Genomic DNA, 26,731 nt, shown 5'->3' with positions numbered 1-26,731 from the left:
GGGGAGTTGTAATAAAGCGCAGAAATTCTGTAACGAAACCCTGAAGATTTGAAAAAGGACTTATTTCCCGAATAACTCCATCAGGGAAATTTTGTAGGCATCACCGATCTGAAGTTTCAGAAAGGTATGATCTTCAGTGGCAATTGTTGTAATAATTTCGTTGGTTGAAAATACCTTGATAGAAGAAAGCGCAATAATTTCTTTTTTGTTGACCTGGGCAAAATCTTTGGCAGGAAGCATTTCCAGAAGGTTTTTAAAATTCAGGTTTTTAAGAACGATTGTCGTCCCGTCACTTAAGATGATATCTTTATCCCTGCTGTCAATTTCAGAGGTTTTAATATAAGAAATCTGTTCTGTAAATATGACGGTTTTTCCGATATTGGTATTCCATTCGATAAAAGCTTTTTTAGGGCTGTCTTCCACCAGTTCCTTAGCTTTTTCGAAAGCCTGCATCAGTCTTTCTTTTTTGATAGGTTTTCTTACATAATCTACCACATTCAGGTCGAAAGCTTCGGCTGCATATTCTTTATAAGCTGTTGTAAAGATAATTTTTTTTGAACCTGAAATAATCTCAGCCACCTGAAGGCCTGTCATTCCGGGCATTTCAATATCCAGAATACACAGATTGCAGTCGAGACTGTCTATTTCGTTCAGAAAAATTTTAGGATCATTGAATGCTTTTACCACTTCTACATTGTCGATCTGCTCACATAGAAGTTTTAAATAACTGATTGCCAATAATTCATCATCCAGAATAACGCATTTTATCATAGAATTCTCCTAAATTGATTTTTAATTCCGCCGTAAAGACTCCGTTTTTTGAACTTCTTTCCAGGTGGTAATAAGTGCTGTAGATCATTTTAAGCCTTTGATCAAAAGACTGGCTTCCAAAACCGCTTTTTTCCTTTTCCAGAATATTCTTTAACGAAGCTTTATTACTTACTTTCATCGTGAAAATACCATTTTCAAGCTCCATATAAATGGAAATAAAAGAGTCCTGAGCCAGGAAATCCGTATGTTTAAAGGCATTTTCAATAAGATCCACAGTAATCAGCGGGGCAAATACCTTTTCCTCATACAGCTCATCAGATTTATTAATCTTTGATTTGATTCTGAAATCGAAAAGAGGATTGATCTTTATTTTATTAATTTCAATAAGGCTTAATGCAAAATTGAGTTCCTCTTTCGGGCTTACATACTTATTATTGCTTTCATATAAAATATAATCCAGCACATTCGCCAGCTTATCCAGTGACATATACGTCTGATAGGCGTGAGACTGCACCGAATTAAGAATATTTTTAAACAAATGCGGATTCAGCTTTGTACCGATATGTTCCAGACGGACTTCATTCAGACGCTGTTCAATAAGTTTATTGGTTTCTGATAATTTGGTATTTCTCTTTTTCAGTTTCTCATGCTGGCTGAAAAGGTAAATACTGGTTGTCAGAAACAGGAAAATGGCAAAAACTCCGATGAATATCAGATAGTCATGAATCATGTAGTAATTGCCGCCCATACTATGGTATTAAAACTATTTAAGTTTTTTAAGACTGTTTACCATAACCGTTTCTTCACATTTTTCATAAATGATCTCATAAGACGGATTGTTTTCAGGATAGGTTAAAAGATAGCTTGGACAAGGTTTCTTTTGTGCATGGCTGCGGTCAAAATCTACTTTCCCGTTGGTAATGATACTGTCTTTTATAAATTTCTCATCAATCTTATAAGCTGTCATAGCATTTTTCGCTTCTTCAGAATATTTGAATTCTTTAGAAAGACTTTCAGCAATAACACGGCTGTTGGGTAAATATCCGCTGCAGCTTGCCCCTTTTTTGTTTAAAATAAAAAATACGATCAAAAGCCCCGGAACGAAGCCTATTGCATAAAATTTCAGTTTCTTCATTAGAAAATTAAAAGATTGATATCGTGGTACGTAAGTCCGAAACGGTCGCAGATGATCTTCTTGGTATGTCTTCCTTTATACATATATAAGCTCTGCTTCATTTCATTTTTGCGGATAAGCATATTTTCAAAGCCGCCCTCTTCGTCATAATTTAAAATATAAGAAAGGAAGAAATTCGAGATGGCCTTTGTGGTAGTTCTCGGCATTCTTGAAGTAAGGTTCGGAAGTCCGCAGTGGATGACACCATGTTTGATGACATATGGATCTTCCATGGTAGTGAGTTCTGAGGTTTCAATAACTTTACCGTTATCTATGGTAATATCGATAATGACACTGCCTTTTTTCATTTTCATCACCATATCTTCAGTGACAATAGGGGGCATGTTCAATCTTGGAAGAGCTCCTATCACTACATCAGCACGTCTTAAGCTTTTGCTGAGTTCTTTAGGATCAATAATGGAAGTAGGTACTCGGCTGTCAACAATAGTATGAAGTCTTCTCAGCTTTGATAAAGAGTTATCGAAAACTTTTACGCTGGCTCCTAAACCTATTGCTGCTTTTGTTGCAAATTCACCTACAATTCCGGCTCCAAGAATTACTACTTCTGCTGGTCTTACTCCTGTAATACCTCCAAGCATTAAGCCGTTCGATAAGGCTAATAATTCTGAAGCATATAAAATAGAAACGGTTCCTGCAATTTCCCCGATTAATCTTACCAGTGCCAGCTGTTTGTATTCATCAACGATAAATTCAAAAGCAATGGCGTTTATTTTTTTCTCTGCAAGCTTTAAGAAATATTCCTTGTCTCTCAGGTTGATCTGGAGTGCTGAAACCAGATACGTATTAGGTTTCATGTACTCAATTTCGTCTTCAGTAGGGGGGTTGACTTTCAGAATAAGATCCTGCCCGAAAGCCTCTTTAGGATCATTAGTGATCTTCGCTCCTGATTCGGAATACTGCAAATCTGTAAAAAACGAACCTTCCCCGGACCCGGATTCTATAATAATCTCATGGCCGTGCTCCACCAACACCTGTACGGCGTCAGGAGTGATGCAGGTTCTCCTTTCGTTGAGACAGGTTTCTTTAGGAATTCCAATACTGAACTGTTTTCCCTTTTTAATAACCTCCAATTTTTCCTCTTTCGGCATCAATTCTTCTTCTGTGAAAGGAGTAAAAATATTTGTACTCATCCTTAAATTAAATTATGTCTTACAGATTGTTATTTACACTCAATTTATGAGCAAAGATACATAATATTTAATCGAATGAAACTTCTCTGTTTTCACCCGTGTTCACAATACTCATTGTGTGATAGTTGAGACCGTAAAGCTCCTCTTCATATACTTCCGGCCACTCGATAATGCATAAAAAAGAGTTGTCCAGATATTCTTCAATTCCGATATCATAGACTTCTTCAATGTTTTTTAAGCGGTAAAGATCAAAATGATATACTTTTCCTTTTTCCGTATTGTATTCATTCACAATAGAATAAGTGGGAGAATTGACTTCATCCTTGCTGCCCATATTTTTAAGCAGAAATTGTGTGAAAGTAGTTTTTCCGGCTCCCAGATTTCCCTTTAATAAAAGAATATTATGTTTTAATTCCGGAATGATGCTGTCAACAACTTCCTGCCAGTCTTCGATTGTATTGATATTGAACTGCATATGCTAATTTGTTTTGCAAAAATAATGATTTATGACTTGCTAAGCTAGAAATTTAAGGCTGGAAGATGGAAGTTATAAACAGCATATTCCATATATATTCACAAACTCACCAACTCGCAACCCGAATCCCGTACCGAAATTACCAATCTCTTCCAATTTCTCCATAAATTACTTAATTTTACACCATGATTTCCAAACAGACCATTGATAAGATATTCTCCACGATCCGCGTTGAAGAGATTGTGGGTGAGTACGTGCAGTTGAAGAGAGCAGGGTCTAACTTTAAAGGACTCAGTCCTTTTCATGAAGAAAAATCTCCAAGTTTTGTTGTTTCACCAAGCAAACAGATCTGGAAAGATTTCTCAACCGGAAAAGGAGGGACTGCAATCTCTTTTCTTATGGAAATTGAGAACTTTACCTATCCTGAAGCCCTTCGCCATGCGGCAAAAAAGTACGGAATTGAAATTGAAGAAGATCTGCGTGAAATTTCCGAAGAGGCAAAACATGCACAGACTGAAAAAGATCTTTTATATAAAATTCATGAGGTTGCCAATACTTATTTCCAGGAAATTCTTTGGGATGATCAGGAGGGAAGAAGCATCGGATTGGCTTATTTTAAAGAGAGAGAATTAAAGGACGATATTATCAGAAAATTCCAGTTGGGATATTCTCCTGAGAAGAAGAATGCTTTTACTGCATATGCACTGGAGAAAGGATACAACAAAGAAATTCTTGAGAAGTCCGGATTATCTATTTTCCCGGAAAATACTCCTGCAGGAGTAGACCGTTTTAGAGAAAGAGTTATTTTCCCTATTCACAGTTTTTCAGGAAGGGTACTTGGTTTTGGAGCAAGGATTCTTAAAAATAATGTCAAAACAGCGAAATATCTCAATTCCCCGGAAACGGAGATCTATCATAAATCTAATGTCCTTTATGGATTAAACCAGAGTAAGCAGGCAATTTCAAGAAAGAATGGCTGTCTTTTGGTGGAAGGATATATGGATGTGATCTCGCTTCATATGTCTGGAATTGAAAATGTAGTGGCCAGTTCCGGAACGTCTTTGACAACAGAGCAGATCAAACTGATTAAAAGACTTACAGAAAACGTAACCATTCTTTTTGACGGTGATAATGCCGGTATCAAAGCCAGTTTCCGAAGTATCGATATGCTGTTGACTGAAGGAATGAACATCCGTGTCCTGCTTTTCCCTGATGGAGATGATCCGGATTCATTCGCAAGAAAACATCCGCAGGAATATGTAGAAAAGTATATCGAGAATGAAGCGATGGATTTCATCGACTTCAAAGCGGAAATCCTGTTGAGAGATGTTGGCAATGATCCTATTAAAAAAGCAGAAGCGATAAGGGATATCGTAAAATCTGTTTCTTTTGTACAGAATGCACTGAAAAGGGAAGTTTACCTTAAAGAGGTTTCCAATAAATTCGGACTTTCCGAGCAGAGTCTTTTCAATGAACTGGATGTTCAGAAGCAGATCACACAGAACCAGACACACCATGTTCAGCAGCAGCAAAAGGAGAAGGCAGCTCCTAAGATGGAAATCGTTCCGCTTGAAAAGGAAAAAGAAGATCCTTTCCTGTTTGATGTACTGTTCATGGAGAACAAGCTTGTCGAGCACATGCTGGCATTTGGGGATATTATTCTGAAACGTAGAAATGAACAGGGTGAAGAATATCAGATTACAGTCATTGAGGAAATACTTCATCATTTTGAAGAAGAACAGTATACGTTTTTAGTCAAAGGCAATGAAATCATTATCACTCAGGTGAGAGAGGGAATTCAGAAAGATGAGCTCAGAAGTGGAAACTTTTTTGTATCTTTTATGGATGAAGAGATTACAACAAAGGTGGTGGATGCTTTGATTCCGTTGGATGATCTTGAAAACTGGGCTTCCAGAAATATTTATCCTCCCAATTACGGAGATAAAGTGGCAGATCAGATCCAGGGAGATGTTTTATTGCATAAATACAGATATATTGATTATTTAATCACAGAAACGGATAAAGAGCTGGATCTGTATAGGGATACTGATGAAGTAAAGTACTATGAGCTCATCAAAAAGATTACCTTATTGAAACAGGCTTCCATGCGATTGAGTAATATCATCGAATATTCGCCTATCAAAGGAATCTATGGAGATAGAAAAAGATAGTTTTTTAAGTCAGTTTTTTTAATATTCTGTGACAAAAAGTCCTATAAAATTTTAGGAATAAATATTGTAATTTAAACTTCGAGAATAGTATAAAATAATACATAATAGAAATATGGACATTAAAAAAGATTTCAGAGATTTCTCTGTAAAGCATTTAGGAAACAACGGTTTGGTTACCGATCAGTATATGGGAATGTATGGCCCAACGAATCTTACTCCGTACATCATGGAAGAAAGAAGATTAAACGTTGCTCAGATGGACGTTTTCTCTCGTTTGATGATGGACAGAATTATCTTCCTGGGAACAGGTATTGATGATCAGGTAGCAAATATCGTTACGGCTCAGCTTTTATTCTTAGAAAGTGCAGACCCGTCAAAAGATATTCAGATCTACATCAACTCTCCTGGTGGAAGTGTTTATGCAGGTTTAGGTATTTATGACACCATGCAGATCATTAAGCCGGATGTAGCAACTATCTGTACAGGTATGGCTGCTTCAATGGGAGCTGTATTATTAGTTGCCGGAGAAAAAGGAAAACGTTCTGCGCTTAAGCATTCAAGAGTAATGATTCACCAGCCTTCAGGAGGTGCTCAGGGAGTTGCTTCTGATATGGAGATCAACTTGAGAGAGATGCTGAAACTGAAGCAGGAACTTTATGAAATCATTGGTCACCACTCAGGACAAACTTACGAGTGGGTAGAAAAATCTTCTGACAGAGATTACTGGATGACTTCTGAAGAAGCAAAAGGCTACGGAATGGTAGATGAGGTTCTGCAAAGATCTACTGAGAAAAAATAATTGATTGTAAAATCATTAGAAACCGCACCTATCTGGTGCGGTTTTTTTGTTGGATTATAATTTCATCATTCATTTAAATCAAATTATTGTGTGTTAAGATTCCTACGGAATGACACAATTGAAATGAGAGTTTATTTATACAGTTTGTCATTCCGTAAGAATCCGTCACAATCACTCATGAATAATACATCAGAAAAAATCTACAATCCAGAAGACCATATTCTCAGCTGAAGACGTAAAAATTCCCCTCCACTGGAAGGGTAGCGAAAATTCAAAGAATTTTTGACGGGGTGGTTTTCATGTCCCTCATAAAAAAGAAACTGTCTCAAAAGTCAAATTATTTGAGTTTTGTCATTGACTGCATAGAATCATAATTCATTTTGTAATTCTATTGTTAAAATACAATTATCATTATATTCAAGATCAGTTTATAATCAATCTCTATTTTCGCAGCCATAAAAGTGAATATGAAAAAATTACTATTGTCTGTTGTAGTGCTGGCAGTATTGGCTTCATGTAAAAGTGATGATGATACCACAATAATTAATCAGGATATTAATTATTCCAAACTACCTCAGGAATTTCCATTTACAAAACTGGCTACGATCAACGGAGTAGATGTCATCAATGGCGGATTTGGCTCCGGAGCAGCAGCTCACCCCACAAGAAAAGGTGAATTCTACGTCATAACAGACAGAGGACCCAATACTGATTTTCAGAACGGGAAAAAATTCCTTGCTCCTAACTTTACGCCTACCATCATGCATTTTAAAATCAACGCTGACGGAAATGTAGAGGTAATTAAATATATTAAACTTAAAAATCCATCCGGGCAGCTTATTACAGGATTACCAAACCCTGTAGGAATGGGCAGTACCGGAGAAATAGCCTATGATGCTTCCGGAAATGTTTTAGGGACGGATCAATATGGATTAGACAGTGAAAGTATTGTCGCAGCAGCAGACGGTACATTCTGGGTTTCTGATGAATACGGACCACATATTGTACATTATAGTGCAGACGGAATGGAAATGGAAAGAATAAGCCCGGTGGGTGTAAATACAGGACCAAGAAAATTACCTGCGGTTTTGGCGAAAAGAAGGGCTAACAGAGGAATGGAAGGACTTTGCATTACGCCGGATGGAAGAATGCTGGTAGGAACCATACAGTCGATGATGCTTGTACCTACTAAAGCATTGGCTACCAATACTACTTTAACAAGAATCGTCACATTTGATATTATTACAGGGCAGACCAAACAGTTTTTATACAAACAGGATGGAGGCGCTTCTGATTCAGTTTGTGACATTACAGCCTTAAGTAATAATGAATTCCTGGTGATTGAAAGAGATGGAAATTTCGGATCTCAGGGAGGAATTAAAAAAGTATACAGAATAAATTTAAGCAACGCTTCCGATGTGAATGGAACTGACATTAATGCAGTTGACGGAATGAAAATCAATGGAAAAGCCTTAGAGCAGTGTTCATGGGATGAAATTACCAGTGCGGGGATAAAAGCTGTTTCAAAAACATTAGCGGTGGATCTGGTTGCCAAACTGGGCTATGAACATGATAAGTTTGAGGGAATCGTTTATTTGGGAAATAATAAACTGGCTGTTTTCAATGATGATGACTTTGGAGTTGTGGATGATGGAAATGGAAACCCTAAAGCTAAAATTCTTCCTAAAACAGGGAAGGTAGACAAAGGAACTATGTATATAGTCGATATTCAATAATTAGATTTTTTTAACGGAAAACGGCGACATCGAAGATGTCGCCGTTTTTATATCAATAGGAACAGACTTTGGCCAGAACCTATTATTTTCAATATTAGTTAAAACCTTCAATAATCTTAGAGAAATCCTCTAATTTCAAAGCAGCACCTCCAATCAGACCTCCGTCGATATCCGGCTGAGAGAAGATTTCTTTTGCATTGTCCGGCTTTACAGATCCTCCGTAAAGGATTGAAATTTCATCAGCAACTTCCTGTCCGTATTTTGCAGCGATGATATTTCTGATGTGTGCATGGATTTCCTGTGCCTGCTCCGGGCTTGCAGTTTCTCCTGTTCCAATAGCCCAAACAGGTTCGTAAGCGATCACTACCTTCTTGATTTCTTCAGCAGAAAGTGTGAAAAGAGCTACTTCAGTCTGATTTTTTACCACTTCCAGGTGTTGTCCCGCTTTTCTCTGCTCAAGAGTTTCCCCGTTACAATAGATTGGTGTAAGACCTTTGTCAAGAGCCAATTTGATTTTTCTGTTACAGTGAGAATCTGTTTCTCCGTGATATTGTCTTCTTTCAGAGTGTCCGATCAATGAACCGGTAGCATCGATAGATTCTAACATATCAGCAGAAATTTCTCCAGTATAAGCACCACTTTCATGCTCACTCATATCCTGAGAAAATACCCCGATTTCGTCCTTTTCAAAGATGTCTTTTGCCATCATTAAATATAAAGCAGGCGGAGCGATCCAAACTTCACAGTTGGTAGCATTGTTGTTTTTATAGCTTAGTAACTGAATCATCAATTGTTGTGCATCAATTACATTTTTGTTCATTTTCCAGTTGCCTGCAACTATTTTTCTTCTCATAAGATTTATATATTGATTTATTTACTTTGTTAGTAGTTGTACTATAATCCCCATAGATTTTTCAGCAGAACATAGAACGTATGCTCCTCTTCAGTTACTTTATTATCCGCTTTGATCAATGATTTTGCAAACTGAACAAACTTTACACGCTCGTCTTCAGTAGAATCTTCATGGAAGCATCTTGCATGGAATTCAAAGTGGTCTTTCCACTCTTCAGGCTGTAAAAGAGCCAGAGTTTCCAATTCGTTGTCAAGATTCATTCTGAACGGAAATTCATCCGCCATATATTGCTGTACCAGCATTCCTTCCTCAGGAGCAAACTCTCCGTCTACAGAAGAAAGAATCATTAATAAGTGATATCCGGCAATTGATTTATTTGATTTTTGCATGAGCTGTAGTATGTTTAAGTTTAGTGTTTAGATTTGATAGTTGATAGTTGATAGTTGATAGTTGAGTTAAGATTATTTCTGCTCCTTTTCACTTATCATTTATAATTCATCATTTATAATTAATTAACATAGTCCTTTGCAGGCTGTTTATCTATAATTTTTCCATTCTCAAGAATCAGTACAAACGGGTTGCTTCTTGCTATGGTTTTGATGGCAGTTCCGTCCATCATTGCATTTTTTATCGTTTTAAAAGTATTCGGATAGGTAGAAACTCCATAGATCAGAGCTCCTTTCTGTGTATTTACTTTAGCTTCCACTTTCTGAAGCAGATCAGCAGGAACATCTTTTGGATGATAAGAGAACACCAAAACAGCTTTGGGAGCATTGATAATCTCGTTTGTAACTTCCATTCCTGTAGGATCTTCAATCTTAAATTTCACAATCTCAGATTTGTAACCTTCTTTGATCAGCACAGATTCATTTTTTCCTTCCTCAATTTTCCATGGAGAACCTTCTGCCCAGTATTCCGTTTTTTTGATATAATCATCCTGATTTACCTTGATAACAGCTCCTGTTTTCTGATTTTTCAGAGAGTAAAAAGTCTTGTATTCGGAAGGATTTTTTTCGATTTTTACTTTTTCACCTTTAATGTCTGTTCCTACTTTATAATCACGGAAATCAATGATCGGTTCATGTATAATTCCCTGTGCCATAACGTAAATCATGCCCAGAGAAAATACAGTTAAAAGAATATATTTAAAAGTATTGGAAGACTCTTTTTGGGTAACTCCATACTCATCCTTTTTACGGAATTCTTTTCTGTAAAGAACGAAAAGGATAATTAATCCTACAAGAAGCACAACATCTTTAAGGAAGCTCTGCCAAGGTGTAAACTTGATCGCATCACCAAAACATCCACAATCTGTTACGACATTGAAATACGCTGAATAGAATGTAAGAAATCCAAAGAAAATACAAAGCGCTATTAATATGGATAAGGTAAATTTAAGCTTTAATTTAAGCAGCAGCATAAATCCCAGGAAAAGCTCCAGTACCACCACTATAATGGAAAACAGCAGCGCAAACTTTTCTAAAAATGGCATATTGAATACCGGAGGGGCAAAATATTCTTCCATTTTGAAAGAAAAACCTACCAGATCCACGGCTTTCACAAAGCCTGAAAGGATAAAAATAACAGCAATAATAAAGCGTAATAAACCTTTAAGCATATTAAATATTTTTGGGTTCGAATTGATTTTCTTTTTCCGAGAACTTGATCAGACAGAAGACCGCATAGTTCAGCATATCGAAATAGTTGGCGTCAAGCCCTTCCGAAACGATTGTTTTTCCCTGATTGTCTTCAATCTGTTTAGTTCTTAATACTTTCTGATAAATAAGATCTGTGATGGAAGAGATTCTCATATCTCTCCATGCTTCACCATAATCATGATTTTTTCTTTCCATTAAAGTCTTCGCTTCGTTGGAATATTTGTCATACAGACCTAAAATTTCTTCTTTATTTTCATTGAAATCATTGGAAAGCCCTTTCTCAAGCTGAATAAGTCCAATGATAGAGTAGTTCACAATAGCGATAAATTCATCTTCCTCACTCTCATCCACCATTTTTTTATCGGTCATCTGAAGCGTGCGGATCCTGTTGACTTTGATGTAAATCTGATCTGTAATGGAACTCGGTCTTAGCACTCTCCATGCAGCTCCATAATCCTGTAACTTTTTACCGAAAAGATCACGACACTGACTGATAACTTTCTCGAACTGTACTGATGTTTTTAGCATAAATTTTCTTAATCTTCCAAATATACGAATTCGGTTTTAGATTTTTGAATTTGAGAAGGTGAGTTTGTGATTGAGAAGGTTGGAGAGTTGGAGAGTCGGAGAGTTTGATTAGTTTCGGGATATGGGATACGGGTTTTTGGGGTAAGAGTGGGAGTGTTCGAGAGTAAGGATGTTTGATTGTCTGGCCTAACTTCCAGCTTCCATCTTCCAACTTCCAGCCTCAATTTATCTCTTAAAAGCTATAAATCACTAATTTTGCAGAATACAAAATCATTTATCAATTATCATTTATCAATTATAAACTCCCATGCTCTCCAACTCTCCAACACTCCCACACTCAGACACTCCAACTTACTCAATCAACTGTAACGGTCGTTTAGTACAACTTGATACCCCAAAAATCATGGGAATCCTGAATCTGACCCCGGATTCTTTCTCTGACGGCGGAAAATTCAATACCGAAAAAGCTGCTCTGGAGCATGCCGAAAAACTGTTGAAAAATGGAGCAGAAATATTGGATATCGGACCTCAGTCTACACGTCCTAACGCAGAGTTCTTGAGTGCTGAAGAAGAAATAAGAAGAATTGGAAATATCATTTCTCTGATTAAAAAAGAATTCCCGGAATCCCTGATTTCCCTTGATACTTTTTATGCCGCAACTGTAAAGTTTGGGTTCAATGAAGGTATAGATTTGATCAACGATATTTCCGGAGGTCAGTATGATGCAGAAATGTTTGATACAGCAGCTCAGACAAAACTTCCGTACATTTTGATGCACGTAAATCCTTCTTATGATACTATGCATGATAAGATCAGATTTGGAGATATAACATTGGAGGTTAACAGATATTTTTCACAAAAAACAAAAGAACTTTTAGAAAAAGGAGTGAATGATATTATCCTTGATCCCGGTTTTGGATTCGGGAAAACAGTGGAAGATCAGATGAAAATGATTCATGAGGTTGAATATCTTGGATTCGGAAGGTTTCCTTTGCTGATAGGGATTTCCAGAAAGTCATTTATTTATAAGCCACTGGGAAAATCACCTTTGGATATCAATGAGGAAACACAGAAACTTCACATGAAAGTTTTGGAGCAGGGGGCAAAAATTTTAAGAGTTCATGAAGTCGCTGAAGCAAAAGAAACCCTTACCCATTTTTTACGGAAAAAATAAAAAGTGCGAAAAAAACTTGTGAGTAATTAAAAAGTTTATACATTTGCAGTATGAATTTTACGAATCAGAAAAATATTATTGTCATTTCTATTATTGCTGCTGTCATTAACAGCAGGAAGGAAACGGCATTTTAGATAGATTTTAATTTAAATTATATATAGAACCGTTTCAAATATTGAAGCGGTTTTTTTGTTTTAATTTTTTATAGTAAAAATATGTATCAGTTATTATCAGTAATTATTATCGTCATTATTATTCCCTTGCGTCTGTGAGAAGGAAGATGTATGACTGTACATATATTGAGCCCTCTCACAGCGTGAGAGGGCTTTTTTTATTCCCTTTTGTTAATTTTTTTAAACCTCTATAACATGTATTACAACGACGACACGATTATCTACTTTGATGGAAAATTTATGAAAGCCAAAGATGCCGGAATGGATCTGTACGGACAGTCTCTTCACTATGGTTACTCTGTTTTTGAAGGCATAAAATCCTACAGCACAGATCACGGAACCCAGATTTTCAAGGCAAAAGAACATTACGAAAGACTGAAAAGATCAGCAGAATTGATGCATATTCCCTTCGATTATTCTGCCGAGCAACTTACAGAACTTACCTATGAACTTCTGGAGCGTAACGGTTTCAAAGATGCTTACATCCGTCCGTTGGTCACATGTTCACCCAATATGTCACTTTCAAAAGGTCAAAAATCTTACTTATCACTTCTGGCCTGGGAATGGAGCAAAGGCTATCTCGCAGATAAAATGAAAATCATGACTTCCTCCTTTCAACGTCCAAATCCGAAGGCATTTAAAGTGGAAGCCAAAGTAGGAGGACATTATGTAAACTCAATACTTGCCTGTCAGGATGCCAAAGACAAAGGGTATGATGAAGCGTTGGTTTTAGATGAAAATGGAAACGTTGCAGAAAGTTCAGGAGCGAATGTTTTCTACGAAAAAGACGGTACTTTATTTACTCCGGGGAAAGGAAGTATCCTTCCGGGAATCACAAGACAAACGGTTTTTGAAATCTGTGAAGAGCTTGATATTCCTGTTAAAGAATCCTTTTTCAAACCGGAAGAAATGCGTGGTGCGGATGCAGGTTTTTTCTGTGGTACAGCAGCAGAAATTGTGGCATTGGATTCCCTGGATGATGTCCCATTTACAAAAAGCTGGGAAGATACAGTAAGTGAGAAGGTGCAGCAGGCTTATTTGAAAAGGGTAAGAGTTCTGTCATTGTAAATTTTTAGAATTTAAATATTTGATTATCAAATAAATATATCTGTTTTTTCAATGATTGGATATTGTAGTTTTTAGGAAAGTTAGAAATGAAAGAAATATTACAAGCTGTAGTTTTGGCTGAAAATTAAATAAAAAAAATCGCTTTAAGCAGATGAGAAGAAAAGAAAATGAAGAATAATATGCTAAATAAATATTCAAAAACATTCACACAAAACAGTGAGCAGCCCGCAGCCAAAGCAATGTTGTACGGGATAGGATTTAAAGAAGAAGATATGCACAAAGCCCAGGTTGGAATTGCCAGTATGGGATACGATGGAAATACATGCAATATGCACCTCAACGATCTCGCTAAAATGGTAAAAGAAGGAACTTGGGAGCATGGATTGGCCGGACTGATATTTAATACCATTGGCGTAAGCGACGGAATGAGCAACGGAACAGACGGAATGCGTTATTCCCTGGTGAGCCGTGATGTAATTGCCGACAGTATAGAAGCAATCTGTGGAGCCCAATATTATGACGGATTAATCGCATTACCAGGATGCGACAAAAATATGCCGGGAACCATTATCGCAATGGGAAGATTAGACAGACCATCCATCATGGTGTACGGAGGAACAATTGCTCCAGGCTGTTATAAAGGTGAACAGCTTAATATCGTTTCAGCTTTTGAAGCCTTAGGGAAAAAAATTGCAGGAGAAATTACAGAAGAAGATTTTGATGGTGTTGTGAAAAATTCATGTCCCGGAGCAGGAGCATGTGGAGGAATGTACACTGCCAATACAATGGCTTCTGCGATTGAAGCATTAGGTATGAGTCTTCCGTATTCATCCTCCAATCCTGCTTTAAGCAAAGAAAAAAAGGAAGAATGTCATGAAGCGGGAAAATATCTGAAAATATTACTGGAAAAAGATATCAAACCTTCCGATATCATGACCCGAAAAGCTTTTGAAAATGCACTGCGTATGATTGTTATTTTGGGAGGAAGTACCAATGCGGTTTTACATTTTATAGCCATGGCAAAAAGTGTTGGGGTGTCCCTTACTCAGGATGACTTCCAGAAGATGAGTGATAAAACTCCTGTTCTGGCGGACCTTAAACCAAGCGGAAAATACCTGATGCAGGATTTGTATGAACACGGAGGAATACCATCGGTAATGAAATACCTGTTAAAAGAAGGACTGTTACACGGTGATTGTCTCACTGTAACCGGAAAGACATTAGCCGAGAATTTAGAAAATGTTCCTGATCTGGATTTCAATACACAGAAAATCATAAAACCACTTTCAGAACCTGTAAAAGCTACTGGGCATCTGAGAATATTGTACGGAAACCTTGCTGAAAAAGGAAGTGTTGCCAAAATTACAGGGAAAGAAGGAGAATGTTTCGTAGGAAAAGCCCGCGTATTTGATGGTGAAAAAAATCTGATCAGAGGAATTCAGGACGGAACCGTACAACATGGTGATGTCATCGTCATCCGGAATGAAGGTCCGAAAGGAGCTCCCGGAATGCCGGAAATGCTGAAACCTACAAGTGCGTTGATTGGGGCTGGTCTTGGAAGCAGTGTCGCCCTAATCACAGACGGAAGATTTAGCGGGGGAACCCATGGTTTTGTAGTGGGACACATCACTCCGGAAGCTCACGAAGGGGGTCTGATCGCCTTTGTAAACGATGATGACCTGATTGAAATTGATGCCGTAAACAATACCATACAGCTCAAAGTTTCAGGCGAAGAAATTGAAAGAAGAAAAAAAGGATGGCAAAAACCACCTCTTAAAGTAAAGAAAGGACTGCTTTATAAATATGCATTAACAGTATCATCGGCTGCTGAAGGCTGTGTAACGGACGAAATCACTCAATAAAAGTATATGGAAAACCTGAATTTATCAACAGAAATACAACTTAGCGGAAGCCGGATCATTCTGGAAGCATTTCTTAACGAAGGCGTAAAAACAGTTTTCGGATATCCTGGCGGGGCTATTATTCCTATCTACGATGCCCTTTATGATTATCGGGAAACGCTGAAACATATTCTGGTACGTCATGAGCAGGCAGCGGTACATGCGGCACAAGGTCTGGCAAGAGTATCTGGAGAAGTAGGAGTCGTTTTGGCAACAAGCGGTCCGGGGGCAACTAACCTTGTTACGGGATTAGCGGATGCTTTGTTGGATAATACCCCTTTGGTTTGTATTACAGGACAGGTTTTTGAACATCTTCTGGGAACCGATGCCTTTCAGGAAATAGATGTAATGAATGTTACAAGCCCGGTTACCAAATGGAATTATCAGGTTACCGATGCCAATGAGCTTCCCGAAGTACTGGCAAAAGCATTTTACATCGCAAAATCAGGCCGTCCAGGTCCTGTCTTGATTGATGTTACTAAAAATGCTCAGCTGCAATCTGTTGATTATAAAGGATATTCTCCATGTCATTCATTGAGAAGTTATAGACCAGATCCAGATCCTTGTTTTGAAAGTATTGAAAAAGCAGCACAGCTGATCAATGAAGCAGAAAGACCATTTATTATCGCCGGGCAGGGGATTATGTTGGGGAAAGCTGAAAAAGAGTTTTTAGAATTTGCCGAAAAATCAGGAATTCCGGTGGCATGGACGGTGCTGGGAATGAGTGCTGTTCCTACCGATCATCCACAAGCCGTTGGGATGGTAGGAATGCACGGAAACTATGGACCGAATATTTTAACCAACGAATGTGATGTTTTGATTGCTGTCGGAATGCGCTTCGATGACCGTGTAACAGGAAAATTGGATCAGTATGCGAAGCAGGCAAAAATCATTCATCTGGACATCGATAAGGCAGAGATCAATAAAAATGTAAAAGTAGATGTTCCGGTTCTTGGAAACTGTAAACACACACTTCCGTTTCTTACAAAATGGATTACAAAAAGAGAATACCCGGAATGGCATGAAAGATTTAAAAACTGTCATGAAATTGAAAGTATCAACCTCATCAATACAGAACTTTTTCCTGAAGAAGGAGAAATTACAATGGGAGAAGTTATCCGTTATCTGAACGAGATGACAAAAGGAGAGGCGGTAATTGTAACCGATGTGGGGCAGCATCAGATGGCAACATGCCGTTATTCTAAATTTAAGAATCCCCGTACCAACGTAACGAGTGGCGGGTTGGGAACCATGGGATTTTGTCTTCCTGCCGCAATAGGGGCATCCTATGCACAGACTGGGCGCCCAGTAATTGCTGTCATGGGAGATGGAGGTGCTCAAATGAATATTCAGGAGTTGGGAACCATTATGCAGTATCATCCGGAGGTTAAAATTCTAATCCTTAATAACTGCTATCTGGGAATGGTAAGACAATGGCAGGAATTGTTTCATGAAGAAAGATATTCCTCGGTGGATATTCAGAGTCCTGATTTTGTTCAGGTGGCAAAAGGATATAATATTCCCGGAAACAGAGTCTCTGAGAGGGAAGATTTGAAATGGGCGATTCGGGAAATGCTTGATCACAAAGGATCTTTCCTTCTTGAAGTTATGACCGGAAAAGAGCACAATGTATTTCCGATGATTCCTCAGGGGAAAAGTGTTTCGGAAATTGTACTGAATAATAAATTTTAAAAATAAAAAGATGAAAACAGATCATAAAGAATATACCATTACAGCGTATACAGAAGATTATTTAGGATTGATCGGACGAATCAATGCTATTTTTTCAAGAAGGAGAATTTCTATGGTAACCTTCAATGTAGGTCCTTCAGAAATAGAAAAAGTCAAAAAATTTGTCATTGTGATCAGGGAAACCGAAGATTCTGTTCAGAAAATCAGCAGACAAATGGAAAAGCAGATAGACGTTCTGGAAGTACATTATCACAGAACCCCTTATCTGACTGCAATAGAATACGCAAGCTAGTAAAAAAAGTAAACATCATAAAATAACAAATAAAATCAAAAAAATGGCAAAATTGAATTTTGGAGGAGTAGAAGAGAACGTAGTAACGAGAAATGAATTTCCGTTGGAAAAAGCTCAGGAAGTACTAAAAAATGAAGTCGTAGCAGTAATTGGATACGGAGTGCAGGGACCTGGACAGGCTTTGAACCAGAAAGATAACGGAGTTAATGTCATTGTAGGACAGAGAAAAAACTCCAAATCATGGGATAAAGCAATCGCAGACGGATTTGTTCCGGGAGAAACTTTATTTGAAATCGAAGAAGCTTTAGAAAAAGGAACCATTATCTGCTACCTTCTGAGCGATGCCGCACAGATTGAATACTGGCCAAAAGTAAAACAACATCTTACCCCGGGAAAAGCACTGTATTTTTCTCATGGTTTCGGGATTACTTTCAGCGAACGCACAGGAATTGTTCCTCCAGCTGATGTAGATGTATTTCTGGTAGCACCAAAAGGTTCAGGAACGTCACTGAGAAGAATGTTTTTACAGGACAGAGGTCTGAACAGCAGTTTTGCCGTATATCAGGATGCTACAGGAAAAGCAAGAGAAAGAGTAACTGCATTAGGGATTGCGATAGGAAGCGGATACCTGTTTGAAACTGATTTTAAAAAAGAAGTTTACAGCGACCTTGCCGGAGAGCGAGGAACATTGATGGGAGCTGTACAGGGAATATTTGCCGCTCAGTATGATGTATTGAGAAAAAACGGACACAGTCCTTCCGAAGCCTTTAATGAAACTGTAGAAGAACTTACCCAGTCATTAATGCCATTGGTAGCAGAAAACGGGATGGACTGGATGTATGCCAACTGCAGCACAACCGCTCAGAGAGGAGCTTTGGATTGGTGGAAGCGTTTCAGAGATGCCACTTCGCCTTTATTTGAAGAACTGTATGATAACGTAGCTAAAGGAAATGAAGCGCAGCGCTCGATCGACAGTAACAGCAAGCCTGATTATCGTGAGAAACTGGAAGTGGAACTTACCGAGTTAAGAGAAAGCGAAATGTGGAAGGCTGGCAAGACCGTACGAAGCCTGAGACCCGAAAACAATTAATACTTATACAGGATGATGAAAGAGGAAATAAGTTCCTCCGTTTTAGAGAATGTCTATAAAGCGGAGGAACGATTAAAAAATGTAGTGGTAAAAACACCTTTGGCTGTCAATAACAATTTGTCAGCCATTTATGACGCGAATATCTGTTTCAAAAGAGAAGACCTTCAAAGGGTAAGATCCTATAAAATCAGAGGAGCGTACAATAAGATGGCAACGATGTCAAAGGAAGAACTCTCAAAAGGAGTGGTGTGTGCCAGTGCCGGAAATCATGCACAGGGAGTGGCTTTTGCCTGTCATACCATGAAGGTGAAAGGAACTATTTTCATGCCTTTACCAACGCCTGGACAAAAACTTGAACAGGTGAAAATGTTCGGGGGAGAATACATTGATGTCATTTTGTTCGGAGATACTTTTGATGCCGCTAAAGATGCTGCGTTGAGGTTTTGTAAAGATCATAACAGTGCATTTATTCATCCTTTTGATGATCCTGCGATCATTGAAGGGCAGGCCACAACAGCACTGGAAATTCTGGAGCAGGCTGAAGGTGTTGTTGATTATCTTTTTGTCCCGATTGGAGGCGGTGGACTGGCAGCAGGAATTTGTTCCGTATTTCAGCATCTGTCCCCACAGACAAAAATTATTGGGGTAGAACCTTCGGCGGCAGCAAGTATGAAAAAGGCGCTGGAAAAAGGAAAGCCTGTCCTTCTTGAAAAGATCAGTCGGTTTGTAGATGGAGCAGCTGTGCAGAAGGTGGGAGATCTCACTTTTGAACGCTGTAAAAATATCTTGCACGATATGGCTACAGTAGATGAAGGACTTGTATGCGAAACCATATTGTCATTATATAATAAAGATGCCATTGTTGTAGAACCTGCGGGAGCTCTTTCTGTAGCTGCATTGGAAAAATATGGGAATGAAATAAAAGGTAAAAATGTAGTCTGCATCATCAGTGGAAGCAATAATGATATTACCCGTATGGAAGAAATCAAGGAAAAAGCGTTGCTGCATGCAGGATTAAAACACTATTTTCTGGTTAGATTTCCACAACGTCCGGGAGCATTGAAAACTTTTGTGATGGATGTGCTGGGACCTGATGATGATATTACCTATTTTGAATACACCCAGAAAAATTCAAAAGAAAAAGGGATTGCAGTGGTAGGAATTGCTTTGAAACAAAACAAAGATTTTACTCCTTTGATTGATAAGATGAAACAATATGATTTTTTTGTCAACTATCTGAATAATGATCCATCATTGATGAATTTACTTATTTAAAATTAAAACAGAAATTTTTCTTTTAAAGACATTTGATGACATAAGAAACTGGAGCGTTAAGAAAATGAATTCTGTGAACGTTAAAAAACTCTACTGTCTGAGTGCGGGATAAAATATGATTCTAAAAATACATTGCTACCGCACGAGTTTAGAGTTTTTAGAGAACAGATTTCATTTTTAGCGGAAGGTTCTAAGTCTTGAATTTTTGGTTCTTTTGTTTCAAGACAAAAGAAGTTCTAATAATTAAAAATAATTTTAAACCATTAAGACTGATTAAGTTTTTAAGAATAATGAAGGGAACTTTTGATATTTATTAAGCAGAGTGCTTCGTTCAAATTTATTTGAATCTTAACATTCTTATAATCTAAATTCTTCTTAATGCTTCCAAATCATATTCTATATTAAATTATTTCGTATTAAAACAGATTCTAAAAACACAATGACGAAAAAGCTTCACAATCTGTGAAGCTTTTTATTTTATCTTTCCAGTGAAAAATTTGAAATTACTTTCGGACGTTCTGCTTCATTAGCAACTTTCCAGGATGTTCTGTACATCCATTCAGTCATTTTATACAGCTTTTTGTAGTTGATGTTTTCAGATTCATCCTGTGGCGTATGGTACTGATCATGCAGTACACTCGTGAAGAATATGGCAGGAATACCAATTTTAGCATAAGGAAGATGATCGCTTCTGAAATAAAAATATTCAGCGTGGCTCGGAGAATCCCAATCTTTCAGATATTTGAATTTTGTACTCTCATTATTGGCTTCTTCAGCCATTTTCACAAGTTCTTCAGAATTCTTGTGTGGAGCATTTCCTCCTAATAAAGCAGCTTCATTATTATCATTCCTTCCAATCATATCACCATTAAGCACGGCTACAATTTTCTCTTTTGGAACAACAGGATGAGCTGCATGCCATCTGGAACCCAGCAATCCTCTTTCTTCAGCTCCATGAAAAACGAACAGGATACTTCTTTTCCCCGGCTGTTTTTTGTAAGCTCTAGCCATTGCCAGCATCGCAACACAGGTACTTGCATTATCATCAGCACCATTGTAGATGGTATCATTCTTTACAGGATGTCGTATTCCGTCATGATCCTGATGTCCGCTTAGCAGAACATATTCGTTTTTAAGAACAGGATCGGTACCTTCTATTTTTCCGATGATATTCACTGATGGATATTTGTAGGTTTCAGTGATGAGGTTCAGAGAAGCTTTAGGATTGTTTTTTACCCATCCGGCATTTTCTCTTTTGATCCATAAAACAGGAATGTTATTGGTGATTTTTTCTCTCAAGCCTTCCACACCATAGCTTCCTCTTGTCATTTGAGGAAGTACTTCCACCCAGCTTTGTTCAGAGGTGTCGTCGGTAATGAAAATAATTGCTTTTGCTCCCAGTTCAGAAGCTTTATTGTAATATTTATTTCTTACAAATCCCGGATATCTTCTTACAAAAAGGGTCATGTCCTTAGAGATGTTTTTATCTGAGGCGTTTACAGCAAGAACTTTTCCTTGGATATTTAGTTTAGCAAGATCTTCAGGCTCTGCATTTCCGGCATACACAATGTCTGCATCTATAGAAGCATTTACAGGCTCTGCAACCAGAAAGTCTTTCCATAATCTTAAACTATTGTCTCCAATTTTCAGGCTGCTTTGAGGAATTACCTGATGTCTGTACATATCAAAAAACTGGAAAAATGTTCCGTTATCTCCGGCAGGTTTCATTCCTGCTTCTTTTGCTTTGTCAGCAAGCCACATGGAGACTTTTAATTCATCCAGCGTTCCGGCTTCACGGCCCCAGAACTGATCTGCAGCAAGCTGATACATATCGGTACGAAGATCAGCTTCTTTGATGGCAGAAACCAAAGGCTTTTTATAATTCTGAGCATTTCCCAGGGTAAACAGGAAAAGGCTCAACAGAGAGTAAATGTAATTTTTATTCATAGCAGCATTTAATTAAATTCAGCTAATTTCTCTGAAAACTGTTTTGAAAATTCCTTTCTGTCTTCTTCCAGTTTTTCCTTTGTAGAAGGTAAAATATAATTAAAAAGGATCTTGTCTTCATTGTCTAAAAAGATAATTTCCTTTTCGTTCCCATCGATCATCTGTGAGAAAATTTCCCACATCGGAGTGTCTTTTAATTTTAATAATTCAAAAAACTGTTCTGCTTTGATTTCGATTTTCTGCATGTTCTTTTTTATATATTATCGGTGAATATTTCTGAATTTACATTCAAAAATAAAGATTTTGTCTTTTTCTGACGATTAAAACTCGAGAAACTTCAGTTTAAACTGAATGGCAAAGTTTTCTTTGAAATGAGGAGTTGCGTAATACCCAACTCTGTAGAATAAACCTAAGTTAAAATAACTGGAAAGGAAATTGTTCCATTCCAAACCTACTTCCTGATACAGGTGATCCAGCTTTCTGAACTTAAACTGATGGTATTCCGGATGTTTCATATCTCCGATAGTTCCTCTCAGAACAAAATCAAAACTGGAAACATTGTGCCCGAAACTTTTGAAATACCAAGGCAGCTTGTGAGTGAAGTAATACGCGATAAACCTGTCATTATAATATTTTCCTCCTTCCAGGGTAGCAAATCCAAGGTAAGAAGTAAGGTTAAAATTGAAATCCTTACCGGGAGAAGCAAGCCCGTTCATCGTAAAGTTTTTCCATATTGGCGCTTCACCCAAAACAGCACCTCCGTACAGCCTGAAACCCGTAGTCCCGATCGGTGTCTTAAAATTGTGAACAAAAAGGGCGTCAAAACGGGAATAATTAAAATTCCCCTGCAGCAGTTTGTAGCTCTGCTCATAATTAAAATAGAGCTCAGGATACTTCTGGTCAATCAGAGATTTTCCCTGAGGAGTCATAATATTGGTAGAATTCGGAGAATATTTTAAGGTAAAAAGTGTATTGAAATTTCTGTATGAAGTCCCTCTGTCTCTGAACTGATAATCAAATTCTGCTTCTTCTGTATTCCTTCTAACAGCAAGAGCAAGGGTAAGACCATTGGTTACGTCATTCATATACGATAAAGATGCTCCTTTGAAGTGAAAATATTTATCATTATTCAGGTTATTCCCGAAATTCATCGTTCTCATTTTGAAGTTCCAGAGTTTTCTGTTGAACTCTCCTGATGCCGTAACATCATCATACACCTCAAATCTGAAAATTGAATTTTTTTCCAGCGAGGTTTTCATATCAAGCCCCATTCCGTATTTCCATCTTCTGTCTTTTACTCCGTATGCAAAATAATAGTCCGGTGAAAAATAAGGGTTGAAATTTTCATTCAGTTTTGCTTTTAAACCTAATCTGAAGCCTTCATAAGAGTTATAATTGACAATTTCATCCACCGCGAAATCTACAGAGCCTACTCTGATTTGTCCGTTCAGTAATCCGGATAAGATCTGTGCTTTGCTGTCGATTTTATATTTTTTACCTAAACTATCGATGGTCTTATAGGTATTTTGTTCTCTTTCCGTAAGAGGTTCTGTTCTGTAACGGTCCAGAGAATGGCCGTCAATATTTTTTACGGAGAAAGTATAGCCTTTGAAATCTTTGGGATTCTCTTCGATAGGAGCTTCAAAATCAAAATATTTTGAGGTGAGGAAAGCATAGGTGCCAAAGCTTTTTTTCTCTTTCTTATCGTCAGCATGTTCCTTGTCATCCATTGCCATTTTACCCATTTTAAGCTTTGTTTTTTCATGGGCGAGGAACCATTTGTTATTGTAGAATACCCATGTGCTGGTAATAATTCCGTCGTTTTTATTTTTACTGAAATTTTCAATCTTTTTGATTCCGTAGGTTTCCGTATCTACATAAATGGCGCCGTTATACTTTCTTTTTCTGTCCGGTTTTTTGTAATTGACTTCACGGAAACGGATCACAAAGTTTTTTCTCCCGTCAAGAGTAACGGTATCCGAAAGAAAGAACCTGTACAATCCTCTGTTTTCGGGCTTCACCTGCTCAGGAACAATGTCCCTGTTACTCTGCTGGAGTGCAATCATTTCATAGATAGGCTGCTTCAGACCAGAAATTCTGTTGTCCAGAATATTGATCTTTTCACCATATTTTTTGGAATATAAAAACTCCTGTGCCCTTTCCCAGAGAAAAAGTTTACTTTTTGAAAATACTTTTCTTGCGGAAATATTATTCAACGAGTCTTTTTCCCTTTTTTTCTTGAAAATATTTAAATCATTGAAATATTGATTAAACTGTGTAAGACTGTCCTCATCAATATCCAGAGATATTTTTTCGTAAGATTTATAAGAGTAGGAACCCAAACTTTTTGGAGAGTTTTCGTTAAAAAGTTTGTTCACTTTTTTCAGAATTTCCAAAGCCCGGGGATCGCTTTTATCTTCAATAACTACAGCTTCAATACTGGTGGTTTTTGAAGACTTTTTGAGCAGGGAAATCTCCATACTGCTCTCCACGGATATCGTTTCTTTCTGGTAAGAATCAGCGTCAATATCAATGTTTTTGCATCCTGTTTTAAATTCCAGAACGCCCTGTTCATTAGTGTATCCAATGACGGTGTTGTCACAGGATACTTTTGCATTAAAAACAGGCTTTTGACTGGCGTCATCCACAATCTTAATTTTTGATTGCGAATACCCCAAAAAGCAGATCAGAAAAAATAATAACAGTAAACCCCTTTTCATGTAATATTACTAGGTCAAAATTAATGATATTTATTGTTCTGGAAAAGTTTTTAACATAGTATAACATTGATTTAATCTAATGTTTTCATGTACTTTGTACCTTATAAAATTGAATGATGAGAACACTTAGGTAGTCTTTCTGTATTTCATGGAAATTTCCAATAAAAAAACTCCTGAACCCGGTTCGTTCAAGAGTTTTTGATCACTTGTTATTTTGTTTTTGATAGTTTATTGATCATCCAAGGCTTTCATAAATTCAATAATATCATCTATTTCCTTATCAGTAAGCTGTAAAGGAGTATCAGACAGTGTTTGATTGTCTACTTTAAATCCAAAAGCTTTTCCACCGCCTTTGTTGTAAAAATTCATTACTTCTTTCAATGTTCTGTAACCTCCGTTGTGCATATAAGGAGCTGTTTTATTGATGTTTCTGAGGGTAGGCGTTTTAAAGGAATGCTGCAATGAAGGTACTGTTTCATGAAATTTTCCTCTTCCCGGATCATTGTCAAAGGTTTTATTTTCACCATTGACTGCCGTTCCTAAAACCTCCTGTTCGGTTTTCTTGAAATTGGGAGGAACTGTACCATTGAATAAAGGAACAAAATGACATATAGCACATTGAGCTTTTCCAACAAAAAGATTGAACCCTCGCTTTTGGTTTTCTGTCATTGCTGACTTATTTCCCCTCATATAATCATCAAAAGCAGAATTGAATTTTGACAAAGAACGGATATAACTCGCGAGTACATTCTGAAGCTGCCAAATCTCTGTTTTTTGAGAATGGTAAATCTTTTTAAATGCCGCCTGATAGTTTTTATCCTGATTGATTTTCGCGAGAATGACATTCAGATCTCCATGCATTTCTTCTTTATTGGAGATCACATCCGAACTCTGTCCTTCCAGGTCATCTTTTCTCATATCCCAGAACTGACCGTGTTGATAGCCTGCATAGTTGAGAGAAGGAGCATTTCTTGCAAGCTCCGAATTTTCCAGTGACATAGATCTGGCAAGCCCGTCAGTAAATGCTTTCTCAGGAATATGACAGGTAGCACAGCTTCGGTTATTGTTGTTGGAAAGGATTTTATCATTAAAAAGCTGGTGCCCGAGCGAAGCCTTTTCTTCAGAGAATGCATATTCTTTTCCCGGAGTGAAAGCATTAGGATTGAAAGCATTTTTAGCAAAGAATGTAGCCGCATTTTTGTTTAGAGCTGTTGTTACCTCAACATCCGGAATTTTCTCCTGGTTTTTAAAATCCAGCATCAGGGTGGTGATCTTGTTCAAATGATCAGGGATAAAACTGGCGTAGTCAAAAGTATTTTTGTCTGTGTTTTTTTTCAGAGCTTCAGTGGCTGAATTGATTTCTGTAATGATACTTTTTAAAGCTTTGTCTTTCGAACGTTCAGTGGAAATTTGTTCCAGTGTCTCTTTGATCCCCTTCAGTGAAGAAGGCATTTCCTGTAAAAAAGTTCCGGAAACCGGAGTGTCAAAACCTGCAATTCCCAAACTTGAAATCCTGAAAGCTTCCTGTCTTAACGCATCAAAAACCTGGTCTTTACTAATCGTAATTACCTGAAAGTTGGTTGCTATGGTATTGCTTTTATTGATGAGCTTATTGAGCATTCTGGTCACCTCATCCTTATTCCCTTTATCATAGGGATAAAACATCTCTTCAAGAACCTGCAGTCCTTCGGGTTCAATTTCTGTATGCTCGTCCATTTCTATTTCAGGAAGGGCAGGACCATTGATAAATCTCGCAGAGTGGGGAAGGAAGTATTCTACAGCCCATTCCATTTTTTTGTAGGTTTTTCTGATATCCTGAAATTTTTCCTGAAGAAGTTTTTCGTCAGAATCTTTAGAAACAAGGGCTTTCAGTTCATTGATCTGTTTTTCAAAATCAGTATTGGTTTTGATAATCCTGTTTTTTACAGAACCAAGATCTTCATATACTGGCTGCTGTTTATCATTTTTACAATAATAGAGCGTAAAAAGTGCTGCTGCGCAGTATAAGAAAAGGAGGATCGGGTATTTTGAAAGTTTACTCATAAGTATGAAAAAGTATCAACAGAGATTTTCTATTGATACT

23 protein-coding genes are annotated in these 26,731 nt (G+C 37.5%); 10 read left to right on the top strand and 13 right to left on the bottom strand.

Annotated features, from left to right (window positions below; translation table 11 throughout):
- Positions 1-60: 60 nt before the first annotated feature.
- The 5 genes from ACLMCG_RS06680 to tsaE form a co-directional block, all read right to left on the bottom strand.
- Positions 61-771, bottom strand: a complete 711-nt coding sequence (locus ACLMCG_RS06680; RefSeq protein WP_413959260.1) for a LytR/AlgR family response regulator transcription factor — start codon at positions 769-771, stop codon at positions 61-63.
- Positions 746-1,519: a histidine kinase gene (locus ACLMCG_RS06675; RefSeq protein ID WP_413959259.1), complete on the bottom strand. Its 774-nt coding sequence runs from the start codon at positions 1,517-1,519 to the stop codon at positions 746-748. Before ACLMCG_RS06675 ends, ACLMCG_RS06680 begins: the two co-directional genes overlap by 26 nt.
- Before the next feature lie 15 nt (positions 1,520-1,534).
- Positions 1,535-1,906, bottom strand: a complete 372-nt coding sequence (locus ACLMCG_RS06670; protein WP_413959258.1) for a hypothetical protein — start codon at positions 1,904-1,906, stop codon at positions 1,535-1,537.
- Positions 1,906-3,096 carry an alanine dehydrogenase gene (locus ACLMCG_RS06665; protein ID WP_413959257.1) on the bottom strand — a complete coding sequence of 397 codons (1,191 nt, stop codon included), beginning with the start codon at positions 3,094-3,096 and terminating at the stop codon, positions 1,906-1,908. The genes ACLMCG_RS06670 and ACLMCG_RS06665 overlap by 1 nt, the downstream gene beginning before the upstream one ends.
- 67 nt (positions 3,097-3,163) lie before the next feature.
- Entirely contained in the window at positions 3,164-3,571 is a 408-nt protein-coding gene (gene tsaE, locus ACLMCG_RS06660) for a tRNA (adenosine(37)-N6)-threonylcarbamoyltransferase complex ATPase subunit type 1 TsaE (RefSeq protein ID WP_223600468.1), read from the bottom strand.
- A gap of 185 nt (positions 3,572-3,756) precedes the next feature.
- Between tsaE and dnaG the strand changes: the two genes are divergently transcribed.
- The 3 genes from dnaG to ACLMCG_RS06645 all read left to right on the top strand — a co-directional run bounded on the left by dnaG (position 3,757) and on the right by ACLMCG_RS06645 (position 8,277).
- Positions 3,757-5,742 (top strand): DNA primase, encoded by a 1,986-nt coding sequence (gene dnaG, locus ACLMCG_RS06655; RefSeq protein ID WP_413959256.1) that lies wholly within the window; start codon positions 3,757-3,759, stop codon positions 5,740-5,742.
- A gap of 112 nt (positions 5,743-5,854) precedes the next feature.
- Positions 5,855-6,541: an ATP-dependent Clp endopeptidase proteolytic subunit ClpP gene (gene clpP / locus ACLMCG_RS06650; RefSeq protein WP_034726592.1), complete on the top strand. Its 687-nt coding sequence runs from the start codon at positions 5,855-5,857 to the stop codon at positions 6,539-6,541.
- 467 nt (positions 6,542-7,008) lie between these two features.
- Positions 7,009-8,277 (top strand): esterase-like activity of phytase family protein, encoded by a 1,269-nt coding sequence (locus tag ACLMCG_RS06645; RefSeq protein WP_413959255.1) that lies wholly within the window; start codon positions 7,009-7,011, stop codon positions 8,275-8,277.
- A gap of 94 nt (positions 8,278-8,371) precedes the next feature.
- Here ACLMCG_RS06645 and tpiA read toward each other — a convergent pair whose 3' ends face one another.
- From tpiA to ACLMCG_RS06625, 4 genes are all read right to left on the bottom strand, one after another.
- A complete protein-coding gene (gene tpiA / locus ACLMCG_RS06640) occupies positions 8,372-9,130 on the bottom strand; it encodes a triose-phosphate isomerase (protein WP_413959254.1) in 759 nt (252 codons plus the stop codon).
- 41 nt (positions 9,131-9,171) lie between these two features.
- On the bottom strand, positions 9,172-9,519 hold the full coding sequence (locus ACLMCG_RS06635) for a TerB family tellurite resistance protein (RefSeq protein ID WP_034692300.1): 348 nt from the start codon (positions 9,517-9,519) through the stop codon (positions 9,172-9,174).
- 119 nt (positions 9,520-9,638) lie between these two features.
- Positions 9,639-10,748: a BT_3928 family protein gene (locus tag ACLMCG_RS06630; RefSeq protein WP_413959253.1), complete on the bottom strand. Its 1,110-nt coding sequence runs from the start codon at positions 10,746-10,748 to the stop codon at positions 9,639-9,641.
- Position 10,749: 1 nt separating this feature from the next.
- Entirely contained in the window at positions 10,750-11,316 is a 567-nt protein-coding gene (locus ACLMCG_RS06625; protein ID WP_223600463.1) for a DUF1599 domain-containing protein, read from the bottom strand.
- 403 nt (positions 11,317-11,719) lie between these two features.
- Here ACLMCG_RS06625 and folP point away from each other — a divergent pair, with 403 nt between their 5' ends.
- The 7 genes from folP to ilvA all read left to right on the top strand — a co-directional run bounded on the left by folP (position 11,720) and on the right by ilvA (position 19,981).
- Positions 11,720-12,490 carry a dihydropteroate synthase gene (folP, locus tag ACLMCG_RS06620; RefSeq protein WP_413959415.1) on the top strand — a complete coding sequence of 257 codons (771 nt, stop codon included), beginning with the start codon at positions 11,720-11,722 and terminating at the stop codon, positions 12,488-12,490.
- Between the two features lie 368 nt (positions 12,491-12,858).
- Complete coding sequence (locus ACLMCG_RS06615) at positions 12,859-13,731, top strand: branched-chain amino acid transaminase (protein ID WP_413959252.1); 873 nt, start codon at positions 12,859-12,861, stop codon at positions 13,729-13,731.
- A gap of 179 nt (positions 13,732-13,910) precedes the next feature.
- Entirely contained in the window at positions 13,911-15,593 is a 1,683-nt protein-coding gene (gene ilvD / locus ACLMCG_RS06610; protein ID WP_413959251.1) for a dihydroxy-acid dehydratase, read from the top strand.
- A 6-nt stretch (positions 15,594-15,599) separates the two neighbouring features.
- Positions 15,600-17,324: a biosynthetic-type acetolactate synthase large subunit gene (gene ilvB, locus ACLMCG_RS06605; RefSeq protein ID WP_413959250.1), complete on the top strand. Its 1,725-nt coding sequence runs from the start codon at positions 15,600-15,602 to the stop codon at positions 17,322-17,324.
- 10 nt (positions 17,325-17,334) lie between these two features.
- Entirely contained in the window at positions 17,335-17,616 is a 282-nt protein-coding gene (locus ACLMCG_RS06600; RefSeq protein ID WP_052186463.1) for a hypothetical protein, read from the top strand.
- Positions 17,617-17,659: 43 nt separating this feature from the next.
- Positions 17,660-18,706, top strand: coding sequence for a ketol-acid reductoisomerase (gene ilvC / locus ACLMCG_RS06595; RefSeq protein ID WP_309875123.1), 1,047 nt, complete (start codon positions 17,660-17,662; stop codon positions 18,704-18,706).
- A gap of 12 nt (positions 18,707-18,718) precedes the next feature.
- Entirely contained in the window at positions 18,719-19,981 is a 1,263-nt protein-coding gene (ilvA, locus tag ACLMCG_RS06590) for a threonine ammonia-lyase (RefSeq protein WP_413959249.1), read from the top strand.
- Positions 19,982-20,458: 477 nt separating this feature from the next.
- Here ilvA and ACLMCG_RS06585 read toward each other — a convergent pair whose 3' ends face one another.
- From ACLMCG_RS06585 to ACLMCG_RS06570, 4 genes are all read right to left on the bottom strand, one after another.
- Positions 20,459-21,928, bottom strand: a complete 1,470-nt coding sequence (locus ACLMCG_RS06585) for a M20/M25/M40 family metallo-hydrolase (protein ID WP_413959248.1) — start codon at positions 21,926-21,928, stop codon at positions 20,459-20,461.
- Positions 21,929-21,936: 8 nt separating this feature from the next.
- Positions 21,937-22,173: a hypothetical protein gene (locus tag ACLMCG_RS06580; RefSeq protein ID WP_213278487.1), complete on the bottom strand. Its 237-nt coding sequence runs from the start codon at positions 22,171-22,173 to the stop codon at positions 21,937-21,939.
- Positions 22,174-22,248: 75 nt separating this feature from the next.
- Positions 22,249-24,576, bottom strand: coding sequence for a hypothetical protein (locus tag ACLMCG_RS06575; RefSeq protein ID WP_413959247.1), 2,328 nt, complete (start codon positions 24,574-24,576; stop codon positions 22,249-22,251).
- 300 nt (positions 24,577-24,876) lie between these two features.
- A complete protein-coding gene (locus tag ACLMCG_RS06570; protein ID WP_413959246.1) occupies positions 24,877-26,691 on the bottom strand; it encodes a cytochrome-c peroxidase in 1,815 nt (604 codons plus the stop codon).
- Positions 26,692-26,731 lie beyond the last annotated feature (40 nt).

Source organism: Chryseobacterium sp. S90 (genome assembly GCF_047444895.1).
Classification (GTDB): domain Bacteria; phylum Bacteroidota; class Bacteroidia; order Flavobacteriales; family Weeksellaceae; genus Chryseobacterium.
Note: the sequence above shows the minus strand (reverse complement) of the source record. Positions and strands in the feature narration are given on the sequence as shown.

What these genes read in the sequence shown, in the direction of transcription:
- ACLMCG_RS06600 (WP_052186463.1), top strand. Translation starts at nt 17,335, where the DNA reads ATGAAAACAGATCATAAAGAATATACCATTACAGCGTATACAGAAGAT.
- ACLMCG_RS06630 (WP_413959253.1), bottom strand. Translation starts at nt 10,748, where the DNA reads ATGCTTAAAGGTTTATTACGCTTTATTATTGCTGTTATTTTTATCCTT.
- ilvA (WP_413959249.1), top strand. Translation starts at nt 18,719, where the DNA reads ATGATGAAAGAGGAAATAAGTTCCTCCGTTTTAGAGAATGTCTATAAA.
- ACLMCG_RS06665 (WP_413959257.1), bottom strand. Translation starts at nt 3,096, where the DNA reads ATGAGTACAAATATTTTTACTCCTTTCACAGAAGAAGAATTGATGCCG.
- ilvC (WP_309875123.1), top strand. Translation starts at nt 17,660, where the DNA reads ATGGCAAAATTGAATTTTGGAGGAGTAGAAGAGAACGTAGTAACGAGA.
- ACLMCG_RS06670 (WP_413959258.1), bottom strand. Translation starts at nt 1,906, where the DNA reads ATGAAGAAACTGAAATTTTATGCAATAGGCTTCGTTCCGGGGCTTTTG.
- tpiA (WP_413959254.1), bottom strand. Translation starts at nt 9,130, where the DNA reads ATGAGAAGAAAAATAGTTGCAGGCAACTGGAAAATGAACAAAAATGTA.
- ACLMCG_RS06680 (WP_413959260.1), bottom strand. Translation starts at nt 771, where the DNA reads ATGATAAAATGCGTTATTCTGGATGATGAATTATTGGCAATCAGTTAT.
- folP (WP_413959415.1), top strand. Translation starts at nt 11,720, where the DNA reads ATGGGAATCCTGAATCTGACCCCGGATTCTTTCTCTGACGGCGGAAAA.
- clpP (WP_034726592.1), top strand. Translation starts at nt 5,855, where the DNA reads ATGGACATTAAAAAAGATTTCAGAGATTTCTCTGTAAAGCATTTAGGA.
- ACLMCG_RS06615 (WP_413959252.1), top strand. Translation starts at nt 12,859, where the DNA reads ATGTATTACAACGACGACACGATTATCTACTTTGATGGAAAATTTATG.
- ACLMCG_RS06645 (WP_413959255.1), top strand. Translation starts at nt 7,009, where the DNA reads ATGAAAAAATTACTATTGTCTGTTGTAGTGCTGGCAGTATTGGCTTCA.
- ACLMCG_RS06580 (WP_213278487.1), bottom strand. Translation starts at nt 22,173, where the DNA reads ATGCAGAAAATCGAAATCAAAGCAGAACAGTTTTTTGAATTATTAAAA.
- dnaG (WP_413959256.1), top strand. Translation starts at nt 3,757, where the DNA reads ATGATTTCCAAACAGACCATTGATAAGATATTCTCCACGATCCGCGTT.
- ACLMCG_RS06625 (WP_223600463.1), bottom strand. Translation starts at nt 11,316, where the DNA reads ATGCTAAAAACATCAGTACAGTTCGAGAAAGTTATCAGTCAGTGTCGT.
- tsaE (WP_223600468.1), bottom strand. Translation starts at nt 3,571, where the DNA reads ATGCAGTTCAATATCAATACAATCGAAGACTGGCAGGAAGTTGTTGAC.
- ilvB (WP_413959250.1), top strand. Translation starts at nt 15,600, where the DNA reads ATGGAAAACCTGAATTTATCAACAGAAATACAACTTAGCGGAAGCCGG.
- ACLMCG_RS06635 (WP_034692300.1), bottom strand. Translation starts at nt 9,519, where the DNA reads ATGCAAAAATCAAATAAATCAATTGCCGGATATCACTTATTAATGATT.
- ACLMCG_RS06585 (WP_413959248.1), bottom strand. Translation starts at nt 21,928, where the DNA reads ATGAATAAAAATTACATTTACTCTCTGTTGAGCCTTTTCCTGTTTACC.
- ACLMCG_RS06675 (WP_413959259.1), bottom strand. Translation starts at nt 1,519, where the DNA reads ATGGGCGGCAATTACTACATGATTCATGACTATCTGATATTCATCGGA.
- ilvD (WP_413959251.1), top strand. Translation starts at nt 13,911, where the DNA reads ATGCTAAATAAATATTCAAAAACATTCACACAAAACAGTGAGCAGCCC.
- ACLMCG_RS06570 (WP_413959246.1), bottom strand. Translation starts at nt 26,691, where the DNA reads ATGAGTAAACTTTCAAAATACCCGATCCTCCTTTTCTTATACTGCGCA.